The 15,290-nt window shown below is 56.8% G+C and carries 14 protein-coding genes; 9 read left to right on the forward strand and 5 right to left on the reverse strand.

Going from position 1 to position 15,290, the window contains the following annotated elements; all coding sequences use genetic code 11:
* The 4 genes from O6944_02955 to O6944_02970 form a co-directional block, all read left to right on the forward strand.
* A partial coding sequence (locus O6944_02955) for a hypothetical protein (protein ID MCZ6718099.1) occupies window positions 1-766 on the forward strand: 766 nt, incomplete at its 5' end.
* 304 nt (window positions 767-1,070) lie between these two features.
* A complete protein-coding gene (locus O6944_02960; GenBank protein ID MCZ6718100.1) occupies window positions 1,071-1,358 on the forward strand; it encodes a hypothetical protein in 288 nt (95 codons plus the stop codon).
* A 27-nt stretch (window positions 1,359-1,385) separates the two neighbouring features.
* Window positions 1,386-2,681, forward strand: a complete 1,296-nt coding sequence (locus O6944_02965; protein MCZ6718101.1) for an efflux RND transporter periplasmic adaptor subunit — start codon at window positions 1,386-1,388, stop codon at window positions 2,679-2,681.
* Window positions 2,682-2,699: 18 nt separating this feature from the next.
* The gene (locus tag O6944_02970; GenBank protein ID MCZ6718102.1) at window positions 2,700-5,846 is read left to right on the forward strand and encodes a multidrug efflux RND transporter permease subunit; all 3,147 of its coding nucleotides are present in this window, start codon (window positions 2,700-2,702) and stop codon (window positions 5,844-5,846) included.
* A 100-nt stretch (window positions 5,847-5,946) separates the two neighbouring features.
* Here the strand turns inward: O6944_02970 and O6944_02975 are convergent, their stop codons facing one another.
* Complete coding sequence (locus O6944_02975) at window positions 5,947-6,630, reverse strand: lipid-binding SYLF domain-containing protein (GenBank protein ID MCZ6718103.1); 684 nt, start codon at window positions 6,628-6,630, stop codon at window positions 5,947-5,949.
* A gap of 403 nt (window positions 6,631-7,033) precedes the next feature.
* On the opposite strand from O6944_02975, the gene O6944_02980 reads away from it, so the two are divergent.
* Window positions 7,034-8,395, forward strand: a complete 1,362-nt coding sequence (locus O6944_02980) for a porin (GenBank protein MCZ6718104.1) — start codon at window positions 7,034-7,036, stop codon at window positions 8,393-8,395.
* 85 nt (window positions 8,396-8,480) lie between these two features.
* The gene (locus O6944_02985) at window positions 8,481-8,978 is read left to right on the forward strand and encodes a c-type cytochrome (GenBank protein ID MCZ6718105.1); all 498 of its coding nucleotides are present in this window, start codon (window positions 8,481-8,483) and stop codon (window positions 8,976-8,978) included.
* Between the two features lie 16 nt (window positions 8,979-8,994).
* Here O6944_02985 and O6944_02990 read toward each other — a convergent pair whose 3' ends face one another.
* Window positions 8,995-9,315 (reverse strand): multidrug efflux SMR transporter, encoded by a 321-nt coding sequence (locus O6944_02990; protein ID MCZ6718106.1) that lies wholly within the window; start codon window positions 9,313-9,315, stop codon window positions 8,995-8,997.
* 588 nt (window positions 9,316-9,903) lie between these two features.
* On the opposite strand from O6944_02990, the gene O6944_02995 reads away from it, so the two are divergent.
* The 3 genes from O6944_02995 to cydX are packed head-to-tail and all read left to right on the forward strand — an operon-like array spanning window position 9,904 to window position 12,775.
* Window positions 9,904-11,490: a cytochrome ubiquinol oxidase subunit I gene (locus O6944_02995; protein MCZ6718107.1), complete on the forward strand. Its 1,587-nt coding sequence runs from the start codon at window positions 9,904-9,906 to the stop codon at window positions 11,488-11,490.
* 8 nt (window positions 11,491-11,498) lie between these two features.
* Window positions 11,499-12,650, forward strand: a complete 1,152-nt coding sequence (gene cydB / locus O6944_03000; protein ID MCZ6718108.1) for a cytochrome d ubiquinol oxidase subunit II — start codon at window positions 11,499-11,501, stop codon at window positions 12,648-12,650.
* A gap of 14 nt (window positions 12,651-12,664) precedes the next feature.
* Entirely contained in the window at window positions 12,665-12,775 is a 111-nt protein-coding gene (cydX, locus tag O6944_03005) for a cytochrome bd-I oxidase subunit CydX (protein MCZ6718109.1), read from the forward strand.
* A gap of 89 nt (window positions 12,776-12,864) precedes the next feature.
* Here cydX and O6944_03010 read toward each other — a convergent pair whose 3' ends face one another.
* The 3 genes from O6944_03010 to O6944_03020 all read right to left on the reverse strand — a co-directional run.
* On the reverse strand, window positions 12,865-13,446 hold the full coding sequence (locus O6944_03010; protein MCZ6718110.1) for a GNAT family N-acetyltransferase: 582 nt from the start codon (window positions 13,444-13,446) through the stop codon (window positions 12,865-12,867).
* 115 nt (window positions 13,447-13,561) lie between these two features.
* Entirely contained in the window at window positions 13,562-14,137 is a 576-nt protein-coding gene (locus tag O6944_03015) for a YajG family lipoprotein (protein ID MCZ6718111.1), read from the reverse strand.
* Between the two features lie 211 nt (window positions 14,138-14,348).
* A partial coding sequence (locus O6944_03020) for a site-specific integrase (GenBank protein MCZ6718112.1) occupies window positions 14,349-15,290 on the reverse strand: 942 nt, incomplete at its 5' end.

Consider the following 15,290-nt stretch of genomic DNA (forward strand, 5'->3'; position numbering starts at 1 on the left):
GCTCCACCTCTACGGGCCGAGCGGGTCTAACCCGGAATTGGGCACCAAGGCCTTTGTGGAAGCCATGCAGACGGGCTACGCCTGGGACATCGCCACCTGCAGCGGCGCACTACCTGACGCCGGCGGGCAGATCGTGGTGCACGAGTTCGATTACAAGGAAATTAACGAGATCGTTTACCAGGACAACGGCGTGACGATTCGTTCATGGCCGGCCATTCACGCTCTGGACGGTTCTGTGAGCTACAGTGTCGAATGGAACGGGCTCAAGTATGTGTTCGGCGGCGATACGTATCCCAACAAGTGGTACATAAAATACGCCGCCGATGCAGACGTAGCCTCGCACGAGGCCTTCCTTCCGCCCAAGGCTCTGGCGCGGTATTTCGGCTGGGACCTGGCCCAGGCGACGTGGGTGTCGACGAGAATCCACACCGAGCCTCAAGCCTTTGGCAAAGTGATGTCGGCAGTCAAACCGCGCTTGGCCGTTGGCTACCATTCGGTGCAATCGCCGGAGAACAACGCCGCGATCATGGATGGCGTCCGCAAGACTTATGACGGCCCGCTGGCCTTAGCGCGCGACCTGATGGTCATCAACGTCACCAAAGATAAGATCAACGTGCGCATGGCCGTGGTGGATGAGTATGTCCTGCCGCCCGACGTCACTCAGGCGTACAAGGATGCGCCTCGTTCAGACGAGAAGAAAACGTCGGAATACATCACGAGTGGTAAGTGGAAAGGCTACACCCCGCCGCCGATGCCGAAGAAATAGCTAGCTAGCTCTGGTTGTTGGAAGTCCGCTTGAGGCCCCGCCTCGATGTCGTTGCTACAGCGCTGCGGCGCAATCGTTACCGACGACGGCTTCGTCTGCCATGCCGCTTTCATCCGTTAATATCCGCTCTGGGTCGGAAGCAGACGTTGGGGCTTGCGGCAGTTAAGCACTATGACCTTCGAATGCAGCATTATGAGTGCTGTATTTAGGGACTCCTGGCCGCCTTTTACCCCCACCCTTCCACAGCTAGGATAAGCATGCTTTTCCATCGCGTACGCGCGTAGGGGTAACGGTGCATAACTAGATGCCTAAAAAGTCCCGAATCAATGAACGTCTGCTTGCGGCCATCGCAGGGCGGTCCATCCTCACCTTGATCGAAACCCAGGGGGAAGGCGATCTCTATCGCATCTATCTGGGGGCTCAGCGAGACGGGGTCGATTTCAACCTGGCGTACATTCCAGATAGCTTCGGCGTCGAGTCCCAGGAGCCCTTCGACCAGAATTACATGCAAATGCTCTTTGGGTTGGGTTACGATCTGGCGAAGGACGGCTATCCCTGGGAGAAGGCGCCACCCGGGTTTGCGCCGCCCTAGTGGATCGGGGGACCGACAGGGCTGAAAATGCAACGTGAGACTCGTGGGGAGGGGGACGTGCTGTTCATTGAGGGAAGAAGGGGACTCAGTTTTGGGTTAGCCGGCATCGTGCTTGCGCTGATACTTGCCGGTTGCGAGGAAACCAACACCTATGTCAAGCCGCCACCGCCCAAGGTGACGGTCGCGAAGCCGCTCGTTAAGGAAGTCACGGATTATTTGGAGTTCACCGGCAGCACAGTCGCCTCCGAGCGGGTCGACGTGCCCGCCCGGGTCTCCGGCGTGCTCCAGAGCATGCACTTCACGCCGGGCACCTTCGTTACGGCGGGCGAACTTCTGTTTGTCATTGATCCACGAGAATACGAGGCGCAGCTGCAGGCGGCGCAAGCCGAGCTCGCCGCTGCCCAGGCAGAGCTCAAACGGGCGGAAACGGAATTTGCCCGGGCGCAGAGGCTATTCGAGAAGCAGGCGGGCTCCGAGGCCGAGGTCGTGAAATGGCAGGGCGAGCGGGACGTGGCGCGGGCCGCCATCCAACGGGGACAAGCGAGAGTCGATCGCGCGAAGCTGAACCTCGGCTACACGCAGGTGACGGCGCCGATCACGGGCCGTGTTGGGCGCAATCAGGTGGATGTCGGCAACCTGGTCGGCGAGGGGCAGGCTACTGTGCTGACCGATATCACCCGCTATGATCCGATGTACGTCTACTTCGATCTGAACGAGCGGGACCTGCTACGGGTGATGGCCTTGTTCCGCAAGGCGGTCGAGGAGAAAGGCATCGATCCCGAGACGGAGTCGGAAGTCAGGGCCGAAATACCCTTGTATCTGGGTCTCGCCAATGAAAAGGGGTATCCCCACGAAGGCGTCTACGATTTCGGGGAGTCTGGGGTCGACCCTGAAACGGGCACTATTCGACTGCGTGGGGTGTTCGAAAATCCCGGCATGCCCCCCACTCTTATCCCGGGGCTCTTCGCCCGGGTTCGAATGCCCATTGCCCAGCGTCCCGACATGCCCTTAGTCACCGAGCGGGCAATCGGCGCGGATCAAAGCGGACGGTTTCTCCTGGTCGTGAACAGCGAGAACGTCATTGAAAAGCGAAATATCCAACAGGGCCAGCTCGTTGACGGCATGCGTGTCATCGAAGAGGGACTGCAAAATGATGATTGGGTGGTCGTGAACGGGATCCAACGCGCACGCCCCGGGGCTAAGGTGGACCCGGAGAAAACCGAGATGGTGTCGTTGACCGCGTCGGCGCGGGGACAGGCGATGGCCGCGAAAGCCAAGCCTACTGCGGCCGCGGTCCCGGTGTCAGACGAGAAGCCTGAGTAGCGCCGGGGGCCGATCGCCATGTTCTCCCGGTTCTTCATCGAGCGCCCGATCTTCGCGAGCGTCATCTCCATCGTCATCGTCATCGCGGGCGGCGTCACATTAGGAACCCTTCCCGTCGCGCAATACCCTGAGATCACGCCGCCCACCGTTGAGGTCTCGGCGTCCTATCCCGGTGCGAATGCGCAGGTCGTCTCCGAGACGGTGGCTGCCCCCATCGAGCAGCAGGTCAACGGGGTGGAGGATTCGATCTACATGTCGTCGACGAGCGCGAGCGACGGCTCCTACAAACTTACCGTGACCTTCGAGATCGGGACGAATCTCGATATGGCGCAGGTGCTCGTCCAGAATCGCGTGAACCTCGCCGAGCCCAATCTCCCGGAAGAGGTCAAGCGCCAAGGGGTCAACACTAAAAAGAAATCGACGAACATTATCCTGTTCATTTCGCTTTTCTCGCCTGATGGTCGCTATGATGAGCTGTTCTTGAGCAACTACGCGACGCTCCGCATCAAGGATGTGCTGGCCCGAATTCCCGGGGTGGGAGAAGTCGTCATCTTCCCGCAAAGCGACTACAGCATGCGCATCTGGCTGGATCCCCGCCAGTTGAAATCCCGCCGCCTGACGACCCAGGACATCCTGAACGCAGTCGGGGAGCAGAATGTGCAAGTGGCGGCAGGTCAGATAGGGCAACCACCCGCACCCCGTGGTCAGAGTTTCCAGTATCCCGTCAACGTGCTTGGACGCTTGAGCGAGACTGACCAGTTCGAGGAGATCATTATCAAGACCGGTGAAGGCGGGGCCATCACGCGCCTCAAGGACGTGGCCCGGGTGGAGCTCGGGGGCAAGGGTTACGAAATCACGTCAGGCTTGAATGGTGCCCCCTCGGCCAGTATCGCCGTGTACCAGCTTCCCGGTGCCAACGCGCTGGAGGTCGCAGACAAGACGCGCGCCGCCATGGACGAGCTGAGCGCCTTCTTCCCGGAGGGCATGGAATACAGCGTCCCCTACGACACCACCATTTTCGTGGCCGAGTCCATCAAGGAGGTCTTCATCACGCTCTTCCAGGCGGCGGCCCTGGTCTTCCTCGTGCTATTCATCTTTCTCCAGGACTGGCGGGCCACACTGGTGCCCGCGGTGGCCATTCCAGTCTCGCTCATCGGTACCTTCGCCGTCATGGGGGCTCTGGGCTTCTCGCTCAACATGCTGACGCTGTTTGGTATCGTGCTCGCCATCGGCGTTGTCGTTGATGATGCAATCGTCGTGGTCGAGGCCACGGTCTCCCACATCGAGCGCGGGCTGAACGCTAAGCAAGCGGCGATTCAGGCGATGAGCGAGGTATCCGGCCCGGTGGTGGCGACGACACTGGTGCTCTTGGCGGTTTTTGTGCCCGCCGCCTTCCTGCCGGGGATCACGGGGGAGATGTACCGGCAGTTTGCGCTCACCATCGCCGTGGCGACTGTTTTTAGCTCCATTAACGCGCTGACCATGAGCCCGGCGCTCTCAGCCCTTCTTCTTCGACCGCCCAAGGCGCGTAAGAACTGGTTCTTCCGTGGCTTTGATGCTGCGTTTCGAAAAGTTGAGGGCGGCTATGTGGGCATGGCGAAGACGCTGGTGCGGCGCAGCCTCGTTATGATGTTTCTGTTTCTCGTCATCGGTGGTTTCACCGGCTGGCAGTTCGGCAAGCTGCCGACCGGCTTCCTGCCCACCGAGGATCAGGGTTATCTTTTGGCCAACGTGCAGCTGCCCGACTCGGCCTCCTTGGAGCGTACGCAAGAGGTACTGGATAGCATCGACGGGATCCTTAAAGAGACGCCCGGCGTGCGGGACTGGGTCTCGCTCGGTGGCTATTCCGTGATTGATGGTACCAATGCCTCCAACGCGGCAACCGTCTACATTATCATGGAACCGTGGGATGCGCGCACCGCCCCCAGCCTCAGCCAGGAGGCGATCCTCGGAAACTTGATGGCAAGGTTTCGGGGCATCCAGGAGGCAATCGTGTTTGCCTTCCCGCCGCCCGCCATCCCGGGCCTTGGCGTTGCGGGCGGCTTTCAGATGCAGCTCCAGGATAAGGGGGGTGTCGGGCCGCAAGAACTTGCTCAGGTGGCCCGGGAGATCATTGTCGACGGTAACGCGCAATCCGAGCTTAGCGGTTTGAATACCACCTTCCGCGCGAGCGTGCCGCAACTATTCGCCGAGGTGGATCGCGAGAAGGCCAAGAAGCTGGACGTTTCGTTGAACGAGGTCTTCGGCACGCTTCAGGCTTACCTGGGCTCGGCATACGTGAATGACTTCAACAAGTTTGGGCGAACCTGGCAGGTGAAGGTTCAGGCGGATCATCAGTTTCGCGTCGAGCCGGAGGACATCCGACGGCTCGATGTACGCGATGCCGAAGGCCGAATGGTGCCGGTGGGTACCCTGGTCAGTGTGGAGCAAACCCTCGGTCCGCAGACGATCTTTCGTTATAACCTTTTCCCGGCGGCATCCATCACCGGCCAGGCGGCGTCCGGTTTCAGCTCCGGACAGGCGCTCCGTCTCATGGAGCGGATGGCCGACGCGAAGCTGCCGACGTCAATGGGCTACGAGTGGACGGGGATGTCCTACCAGGAGAAGAAGGTCGGCTCAGAAGCCATTCTGGTGTTTGCCCTCGCCATCATTCTCGTGTTCCTGGTGCTCGCGGCACAGTATGAGAGCTGGACAAACCCGGCCGCCGTGATCCTCGTGGTGCCCCTGGCCGTGCTCGGCACTATCATCGCCTTGATAATGCGCGACTTCGACAACAACGTGTACACGCAGATCGGAATCGTGCTGCTCATTGCACTCGCGAGCAAGAATGCCATCTTGATCGTGGAGTTTGCAGCTAGGCAACGGGCCCAGGGCAAGGCCATCTTGGAGGCGGCGACCACTGCGGCCCAGCTTCGCTTCCGGCCCATCTTGATGACGGCCATCTCGTCGATCGCCGGCTTCACGCCCCTGGTTGTGGCCTCCGGGGCCGGGGCGGCGAGCCGTCAGGCCATCGGCACCGCAGTGGTGGGTGGGATGATCGCCGCCACGATCATGTCGCTGATCTTCACGCCCGTGTTCTACGTCGTCATGGGGCGATTGGGCGAGCTTCTCGGGAAATCAAAAGAGAGAGAGGCAGCGCCGGCGACGATAGCTCCTCGATCGTAAGTTAGAAGCGCAAACGATTCTCGTTTTGATTAACCCCTCGCCCTCTATAACGGTGGCAATGGTGAACCCGCGCACTAAATCCATGCGTGGGTTTTAAGCGTCATTTCCCGATCTTTGCCACCGTGTTGACGAGTCCACTGGCACCCTTGTTACTGACGCTGTGCCGAATCAGGATATCGACTGCAGTGACCGGCTTGCCGTAGTAGGCGTTGTTGGCATCGTTCAGGGGCGAAATGACCGAACCCTCGGCAGAAACACCCCCAAAGACACCTTTGGTGCGTGAAAAGCTGAGAACGTCGGCGGTAGCGGCCTGTGCCCCGGCACCCACCGGACCAGCGGCCACACTCACGGCAGCGCCCAGCTGAAATTTAGTGCTGAGAAACGCATTGACGCCCTTCTCGGTCATCGCCATCAACACCACCTGCGCTGCTTGTCCACCGAACTGCAGTCCAAAGCTCGCGGCCCCCATGCCGTAAAATGCCGGTTGACTCCACGTGTTGGTTTGTACATCACGGGCTAGCAAAACGCCCTTACCGCCCGAGCCGCCGATGAAAAATGCCCCTTTAAGCTCCTGGGGCACAATGAATACGGCCCTTGCTGATCCGACGTGATTCCGAAACCAGGTCATATCCGGATCTGCGGCAAATTCTGAGATTGTCCTTTGCGCCGCGTTGACGGTTTCCTGTTCTTTGGCTTCGTCGGCGACAGCCAGTATCGATGTGCCCGCGAGTGCCACCGCAAGCGCCAAGGTTGTAAAGATCGGATTATGGTTTTTCGTTTGCATCGTTGTCTCCTTCATCGTTTGATTTTTCTTTGTAATGGGTGGCGAAGCATGAGTGTCCTCATGACGCTCATTTTACCTGAAGTTTGGAAGTCCGTTCGGTAGGTGTCAAAGAAAAAGAGGCCTATTTGCTTTGAGACGCGTTTCCTTGGCGCGATGATTAACCCGTTACGCCTGGGGGTTAATGTGGACCGGCGGTGGTCAGGACCATAGCGGGCGCACTTTGTGCTCCTCGTTTTAATCCTGTCAAAATCGTTGTATCTGGCCTACTCTCCGGCAGACGCTCTTTGGGCACTGAGCGAAACGGCCTAGAATTATTGAGAAAACAAAATTCATAATGTGAAAAACAGCCAGCAATTCCGGGGAAGCAAAGGGAAAGCAGAGGTTTGGTGACCCCCGATAAGTGATGACAAAACGACTTTCGTTCTTAATGGTCTTTGCGCTGCTTGCGATGACTCCTATGGCAGCCGCTTTTGACGATACTTCAAAGAAAGCCAAGGGTGTTGATGATAATAATGAGGCAGCCGCGTCAGAGGCCGAAGATGATCCAAAATTTCTTCACTGGGAGGAACACTATCGGGCAACGGTCATTCGCACACAAGTCGGCGAGGCGGATATCAAGTTGTCAACGTACCGCGGACTGGAGCTTAAATGGAGGGACTTCACGGCACATGTCGGCGGTAAGATCTTTGTGGATTACGCGCACTACTTTGAAGATAAGAACGACCTCGGCGCAAACAAGATCGGTTTGCGAGTACTATCGCTTTTTGCGGAGGGCATGCTCACAAAAACCTGGGCATACAAAATCACTGGTGACCTGTTTAGCAACGGAGGCCAATCAAAAAGCGGGGGCGGGATCGCGTTGAGTAGCTTTTATGTGCGGTACTTGGGATTCGACCCAACGTTGTTGACCTATGGCGTGCAAACAGAACCTTTCAGTCTCGAGGTGATGACAGGCAACCTAGATATCACGTTCATGGAGCGCGCCCTGCCGAGCGCCCTGGCGCCCGGTGACACAGTCGGCATTAAGGCCAGCACCTATCGGGAACGCTGGAGTATCCAGGGGGGACTCTTTGGTCCGCAGGTCGGGTCGCTTAAGGACCAGGGGGACCAGGGCACAGGCCTGACCGGCCGGGTGACCACACTCCCCATTCAGTCTAAGCTCCCTTTTCGGACTGACTTCAACCTGCTCCATGTCGGTGTGTCCGCATCGATCCGTGATATCAGCAGCAGTGAAGATGTCAGTTTTCGGAACCGCCCCGAGTCGGGGCTCACGGACGTGCGCTACGTGAACACGGGGGTGATAGAGGGCGCGGACGCCGTCACGCGCATCGGTCTAGAAGCCGCGGCCCAGCGTGGTCCGTATGCGCTCCAAGGCGAATACATGCGGGCGGACGTCGGCCGCGGGTCGGGATTCCCGGATGTCCACTTCGATGGCTGGTATATCTTTGCGAGCTGGTTCCCGACCGGCGAACAACGGCGATATGTCCGCAACGGTGGTTATTTTGGGGGAGTCGAACCCACACGCAAATACGGCGCCATTGAACTCGCCGTCCGTTATAGCACGATCGATTTCAACAGTCGGGACATCCGAGGAGGTAGAGAAAATAACGTGACGCTCGGCGTTAACTGGTATATCAATGAACAAATGCGCGTGATGGCAAACTACATCTATGTGGACACCGATATCTTCGCCAATGACGATGGAAAAGTCCGAGGCGATGACAGCCCGCACATCATTCAGTTGCGGTTTCAATATGACTTCTGATACGGTGGCTAGCGTGGAATAGGGCGGGGCATTTCTCTCCGTTGGCACAATATGAGGACCGTCAAGCTTAGAGGGGGTTAGGCGGATGGGACAAGGGAAGTTTTATATCTTAAGTGGTCGAGTGGCGCACTTTTCAATGGCTGTGTTACCGGTCGTAATTTTTAGCGTGCTCGTTACTGACGTGGTCGATGCGACTGGGGAGGACGCGTCTACAACAAGCGCCGACGAGGAATTCAAGTACACCGTGCAGTGCGAACATAAAGGGACCCCACAAGTGACTTGTCAGGTGGACCATGACACCTATATCGGCTGGACGATGTTCTCCATCGATTGCCACCAGTGTCATGGAGAGAATGCCGAGGGGACGTCCTTTGGCCCAAACCTCGTGCAGAAGCTCCAAGAAGGCCTCGATTTTGAGCGCTTTAAGGAGGTTGTCACCCATGGCATGCAAGGTGAGATGGGCGTGATGCCGGGCTGGAAAGACAACGCGGCCGTCATGGCGAAACTTGATGCCCTCTATCGCTTCCTAAAGGCACGTGCTGATGGGGCGCTTCCGCCGGGCAGGCCAGAACCCATGAAATGACCTAGCGTCATCGTACTCAACTTGCGGAGACCAACTTTAGGCCCATAATCGATCCGATCAAGAGCATAAGAAAAATTATTCTCAGAACACTGACGGGATCTTCGAAAAAGAGAATGCCCACAACGGCGGTACCCAATGCACCGATCCCCGTCCACACGGCATAAGCAGTGCCTAAGGGGATGACACGCAAGGCAACTGTGAGCAGCAAGAAGCTGATAGCGGCGAAGACTAAAAACCCGAGCGACGGCCAGAGTTTCGTGAAACCGTCTGAGAGTTTTAAAAACGTCGTAAAGCTAATCTCAAAAAGACCAGCAACCACGAGATAGATCCAAGCCATTTTACACCTTGCAATACGCAAAAACGCTGAAGCAGGAAAGCAAGCCCAGCCAGTTCGTTGGCGGATCAGGCTAATTGCCCCATAAGTAAAATTATCGTCGCTAAACAATGCCCCTTTTTACCACTCGTGCATCGATTGCGACCCTTTCTGATATCAGTGCGGCGCATCGAGCGGTGGAGCGGATCTTACATTGCATGGGAGACGCTGAGTAATCGATAACGGTAGACGCGCACTGTCGGAGTATGTGCCCGCGCCCACGGGCCTGACCACGTCATTATCAGTGGCCGGCGTCTTTTGGTTTTGTCCGGCGATTGACGGCGCTGTACTGGGCGCTAGAGGAGGAGCTGGCTGCGTGCAAGCTGTCTGCTTGCGCTAGAGCGCGCCTATACAAGCAAAAATACTCCGACCATGCATCGTCAGTCGTTAGCTACTGAGATATCCGTTGCACTGACGGCAAAGCTCATCGCGTTGCTCGTGCTGTACTTGCTTTTCTTCACTCCGGCGGACGCCCCCATGTGGATCAGAAGGCAATCGCCGAGCATTTCTATGCCGAAGACTCTGTGACAAGCGTGACGGGGGCAAACTGATATGGAAGATGTCGTCCTGCTCTCCAGGTGGCAGTTCGGACTGACTGCCATGTACCACTTTCTTTTTGTGCCGCTCACCATCGGCCTCGCCATGTTGTTGGCGATCATGGAGAGCGTCTATGTGATGACGGGGCGCACAATTTGGCGGGACATGACCAAGTTCTGGGGCCTGTTGTTCGGCATCAACTTCGCCATGGGCGTTGCGACCGGCATCACCATGGAGTTCCAGTTCGGGACCAACTGGGCGTACTTCTCCCGCTTCGTCGGTGACATTTTCGGCGCGCCGCTTGCCATCGAGGGGCTGATGGCGTTTTTTCTCGAGGCGACCTTCGTGGGCCTGTTCTTTTTTGGTTGGGATCGTCTCACCAAAGTGCAGCATCTCGTTGTCACCTGGCTGGTTGCCCTTGGCACCAACTTCTCGGCGCTTTGGATCCTGATCGCGAACGGGTGGATGCAGAATCCGGTTGGTGCGGAGTTCAACATTGACACAATGCGGATGGAACTTACCTCTTTTGTCGAGGTGTTCTTCAATCCTGTCGCGCAAGCGAAGTTCGTACACACAGTAAGCGCCGCCTACGTGACCGGTGCTATGTTCGTCCTGTCCATCAGCGCGTTCTATCTGCTCAAGGGTCGCAACATTGCCTTTGCGAAGCGATCCATGACCGTCGCGGCCAGTTTCGGATTGGCCTCGGCGCTCTCCGTGGTAGTCCTTGGCGATGAGAGCGGTTACCTCACTACGCTGCACCAGAGGATGAAGCTCGCCGCCATGGAGGCCATGTGGGAGACGGAGCCGCCACCTGCGAGTTTCACACTCTTTGGGATCCCGGACATGGAGCAGGAGACTACCCACTATGCGATCAAGATCCCCTGGGTGTTTGGCATGATCGCAACGCGATCGCTGGATGAGGAAGTCCCCGGCATTCGCGATCTCGTCAGGGAGGCTGACGGGCGCATGCGCGAGGGCATTCTCGGCTACGAGGCCTTGCAGCGGCTTAGGGCGGATCGATCCGATAGCGTGGCGCGCGATGTTGTTGAAAAGTACAAAGATCGTATTGGCTATGCGCTCTTGTTGAAGCGCTATACGGACAATCTGGCGGATGCCACAGATGAACAGATCCAGCAAGCGGCGCGTGATCTCGTGCCGAATGTCTTTCGGCTGTTCTTCGCTTTTTGCATCATGGTGGGTTGTGGCTTTTTCTTCATTGCACTTTTTGCCTATGCGTTTTACTTATCGGCGCGGCACAGGCTTGATCGCTACCGCTGGTTTCTCTGGACAGTACTCTTGTCGCTGCCGCTGCCGTGGATTGCAGCGGAGCTTGGCTGGTTCGTTGCGGAGTATGGTCGTCAACCATGGATCATTGAACACATCCTGCCCACGTTTCTCGGCGTATCATCCGTCTCCGTGGGTCAAGTCTGGCTAAGCCTTGGTGGGTTTGTTTTGTTTTACTCCGCTCTTTTGGCAGTCGATGTCTTTCTGCTTCTCAAATACATCCGCATCGGGCCGGAGGGCCACCTGTCGCTTGCTGCCGGTGGAGCGGTCTCGGCGGGTACGGGTCCCGTGCCGGCAGTGCCCCGAAAGCCAGATTGAGGTAGGGCATGGAAAAGATCATGTTTCTGGATTACGAGACCATGCGCTTCATCTGGTGGGGGCTGTTGGGCGCACTGATGATCGGCTTTGCGATTATGGATGGGTTTGATATGGGGATTGCGGCAATACTCGGCTGGGCGGGGCGTAACGACACCGAGCGGCGCATTATCATCAACACCGTTGGGCCTGTGTGGGAAGGCAATCAGGCATGGCTCGTGCTTGCAGCAGGCGCCATGTTTGCGGCCTTTCCGCTGCTATACGCGGTGACCTTTTCCGGTCTGTATGTGGCGATGTTCCTTGTCCTGTTAGCTCTCATCCTGCGACCGGTGGGTTTCAAGTTCCGATCCAAGCTGACGAATCCACGCTGGCGCGCGCTATGGGATTGGGCGCTGATCATCGGTGGTGTGGTGCCGCCACTTGTCTTCGGAGTTGCCCTGGGTAATGTGCTGCTTGGGATCCCATTTCATCTTGATGATGATCTCAGGAGCTTTTACGACGGCAGCTTCTTTGGGCTCTTTACACCGTTTCCACTGCTTTGCGGTTTTGTCAGTCTGTCGATGGTTATCATGCACGGCGGTGTGTTCCTGGCGTTAAAGACAGAGGGGGAGCTTGAAGTGCGAGGCCGACGTGCGGCAAGTGTTGCCGCGGTGGTGATGTTAGTGTTGTTTTCCCTTGCGGGTCTTTGGGTGGCCTTTGGCATGCACGGCTACGTGATCACGGAGGGTGCAGGACATTTCGCGCCCAGTAACCCCCTTGTAAAAATCGTGGTCCTTGAAAAGGGTGCGTGGCTCAATAACTATGGTGCCTATCCGTGGACCATAGGAGTGCCCGTGATTGGCTACCTTGGCGCTGTCATGGCGGTTGCGTTCTTGCATTTAGGGCACGCCGGTTGGGCCTGGATCGCAAGCGCGTTTAGTGTGGCGGGCGTTGTCGGCACCTTCGGCGTCGGCACCTTTCCATTCATCCTGCCGTCAGCAACTGATCCACGATCAAGCCTGACTATCTGGGACAGCTCATCAAGTCATATGACCCTGTTCCTGATGCTTCTCGCCACGGTAGTCTTTCTGCCACTGGTTATCGCCTATACCGGTTGGGTCTACCGCGTGTTGAGAGGCAAGGTCACCGCGGACGACATTACGCGAAGCGAGTCGGCGTACTGAGGAGGAGTCGGATCATGTGGTATTTCAGTTGGGTGTTGGGATTGGGCCTCGCCTGTGCCTTCGCCATCCTGAATGCGATGTGGTATGAGTTGATGGAGGGTGAATATGAGCACAAGGGGGACTAGGTAACGCTGACGAATGGGGCGCGGGCGAACCACGTCTTCGCGCTATTTCCAATTAATTATCTGCCGGCTGGTGTTCGAATTGACGCGTGTCAATTAATGGTTTTGACCATCAGGAGCACATCACCGGTGTGGCGAATCAGCGGATGCGGCCCAACAGGATCGCGTGCCACCTCCTCGAAACCATAACGCTCGTATAGCCTCAAAGCGCCTTCATTTTGTTCAAAGACGATCAGGCTCAACTTTTCGTAGCTCATCTCTCTTGCCTTGTCTTCGGCTAGGGCCACAAGTTTGCAGCTAATACCTTGATTGCGGTATTTAGGCACAAGCGCCATTTCCCAGATGTAATAGCTGTTAGCCTCCTCTAGCTTGCTGTAAGGCACAAGCACTGGATCTTCTTCCAATTCGTTAGCAACCGGTTCGATCTCCATCGGAAACCCAACCAGCATTCCGATGATTTTCTCATCATGCGTTACGACTACGCAGTTTTTGTAACTGAAGACCAAATCTTCCTGTTCATAGCGCCCTTGACCGACATCTAATATGTCCTCTTCTGGTGCTGCGAGTTTTGTCCAAATGTAATCGGCGAGGCCGTCGGAGGAAATCCTGTATAGTGTGGCGATGGTCCGACATTCCGATCGCTTCGCCGGTCTAAAGCTAGTCGTACCCGACATTACGTTACTCAGTTCTTTTATATCAGCTGAGGCTTGCAGGGATCCCTGCGGCTTATAGGTGTTGTCAGCGAGCTCTTAACTGTTCGCTATGTGAGTTGGGCGTCAGGGCACAACCCTAATTTGATAGACAGCGGAGCAAGTCCTGATCGTCCAGCAAGTTATTGAGAACCTGTGATAGTGCTAGGTTAATATCTGCCTCGTTTTTCTGGGCAAATTGATCGACAACCACTTCCTTTTCGGTGCTGCCGATATACAAACTTTCGTATTCTCGCTTGCCGTTGACAGCACAGATTCCCTTAAGCGCTGCCTCCGTGCGCTGTGTGCCAGTGAGCAGTCCTGTGCTATATGTGAACTTCAGACTCCGGACTTCGACCCGCAGCTCCCTCAGATCAACTTCTAACATACCAGTGGTGTCAAAGCCTTGCTGTTCGAGCCCTTCAGCAATTGCTGCATCGACCACTGCGGCGACGTCTTCGCGGACCGTAATTTCCGCGCCGTAACCCCCAGCACCCCGATGCCCAATCGTCGTTTCGGTTCTCTCATCCACGGTTGTCAGCGTAATTCGCCGACCCTCTCCGATGTGGGTGGGATCGATCTGTATTTCAGGTTTGAGGCTGACCTCCTGATCTGTATAAACACAGGCTGTTGCCAAGAGTGAAAGGCCGGCTAAAGTGAAGGCGATTTTCCTCATCTGTTACCCCCTTTCAGTCGTGTTCAAGAATGAGCGATCGATCGGCTTTCAAGCACAAAGGGCACTGGCAATCTTGGCAAGGCGAGTTACAGGTGCTTTGATGATTCACTGAATATGAATTAGTAGCGTGTACTTGGTGTAGATATAAGTGTAGCAATGGTTTCCGCCGTATGCCAGTCGCAAGTGTGCCAAATGTGTGACACCGTGCGCGCTATTTGAGGTCAATCTTTGCGAGCCGCCCAAAGGTGCGCTCTTTGTCTTCCTGTCTGAGTTTAGCGTATCGCTTCACAACCGCTGGGTTGCTCCATGAACCGGCTTGCATTAACTCCGACTCTGTGGCCCCTGCTTGAGCTAACCAACTCGCCCCTGAATGGCGCAGGGTGTGGAATGTTGAGCGCGGGTCCACGCCCGACTTCGCGACCGCCTTGTGCCATGTGGTGGTGCTTATCTGGCTGAGGTGGCGTCCCTGTTTCCCGTAGCACCACACCCACACCGGATTCTTGCCGACTTGCCTCTTGAGCGCTTCGAGCGCTTGGGGCACTAGCGGGACCACCTGTCTCTTGCCGCCCTTCATCTGGCCGCCCTCGATATAAACCTCAGCGCGCTCCAAGTTTACGTCTGCCCACTTGAGGTCCAGCACGTTTTGCTTTCGGAGTAAGGTTAGCACGGCGAAGATAATGAGGTCGCGCAGGTGGACGGGTAGGGCGGCACGAAGGCGCTTGAAGTCGGCGGGTGTTAGAAATAAATCGGCCTTGCTCTGGCGCTTGTCTTCTTTAATGCGCGGTATGTTTGGCACTGAGGTAAGCAGATGCCTTTCGTTCTTTGCCCAATTCAGGACCGAGCGTACCGCTGATAGAGTCTTGTTAATCGTGCCGATGCCGACTTGCCGATTCTTGCCGCTGGCTACCATGCCCGAGGTATCCGTGCGCCTGTCCTCGATTAGCTGGTCGATAACCTCGTGGTCTACATCGAGAAGGTCCAGGGTACCAATGCGCTCAGAGAGCCAGCGGATAACGTAACTCTCGATTACCTCGCCGCGCTGCGTGGTGTAGAGCTTCACCGCTGCGTCCCACGTCATGGTGTTTTGTACCAGCCCAAGGTGTTCCGCCAACATCATACGAGCGGCCTGCACGGCCAGTTCCTTGTTTCCGAC

This window comes from Gammaproteobacteria bacterium (assembly GCA_027296625.1).
In the GTDB taxonomy this organism is placed as follows: Bacteria; Pseudomonadota; Gammaproteobacteria; order JAKEHO01; family JAKEHO01; genus JAKEHO01.

Excerpts from the sequence above, each read along its gene's own strand:
- O6944_02960 (MCZ6718100.1), top strand. The coding sequence starts at position 1,071 with ATGCCTAAAAAGTCCCGAATCAATGAACGTCTGCTTGCGGCCATCGCA.
- O6944_02965 (MCZ6718101.1), top strand. The coding sequence starts at position 1,386 with ATGCAACGTGAGACTCGTGGGGAGGGGGACGTGCTGTTCATTGAGGGA.
- O6944_02970 (MCZ6718102.1), top strand. The coding sequence starts at position 2,700 with ATGTTCTCCCGGTTCTTCATCGAGCGCCCGATCTTCGCGAGCGTCATC.
- O6944_02975 (MCZ6718103.1), bottom strand. The coding sequence starts at position 6,630 with ATGCAAACGAAAAACCATAATCCGATCTTTACAACCTTGGCGCTTGCG.
- O6944_02980 (MCZ6718104.1), top strand. The coding sequence starts at position 7,034 with ATGACAAAACGACTTTCGTTCTTAATGGTCTTTGCGCTGCTTGCGATG.
- O6944_02985 (MCZ6718105.1), top strand. The coding sequence starts at position 8,481 with ATGGGACAAGGGAAGTTTTATATCTTAAGTGGTCGAGTGGCGCACTTT.
- O6944_02990 (MCZ6718106.1), bottom strand. The coding sequence starts at position 9,315 with ATGGCTTGGATCTATCTCGTGGTTGCTGGTCTTTTTGAGATTAGCTTT.
- O6944_02995 (MCZ6718107.1), top strand. The coding sequence starts at position 9,904 with ATGGAAGATGTCGTCCTGCTCTCCAGGTGGCAGTTCGGACTGACTGCC.
- cydB (MCZ6718108.1), top strand. The coding sequence starts at position 11,499 with ATGGAAAAGATCATGTTTCTGGATTACGAGACCATGCGCTTCATCTGG.
- cydX (MCZ6718109.1), top strand. The coding sequence starts at position 12,665 with ATGTGGTATTTCAGTTGGGTGTTGGGATTGGGCCTCGCCTGTGCCTTC.
- O6944_03010 (MCZ6718110.1), bottom strand. The coding sequence starts at position 13,446 with ATGTCGGGTACGACTAGCTTTAGACCGGCGAAGCGATCGGAATGTCGG.
- O6944_03015 (MCZ6718111.1), bottom strand. The coding sequence starts at position 14,137 with ATGAGGAAAATCGCCTTCACTTTAGCCGGCCTTTCACTCTTGGCAACA.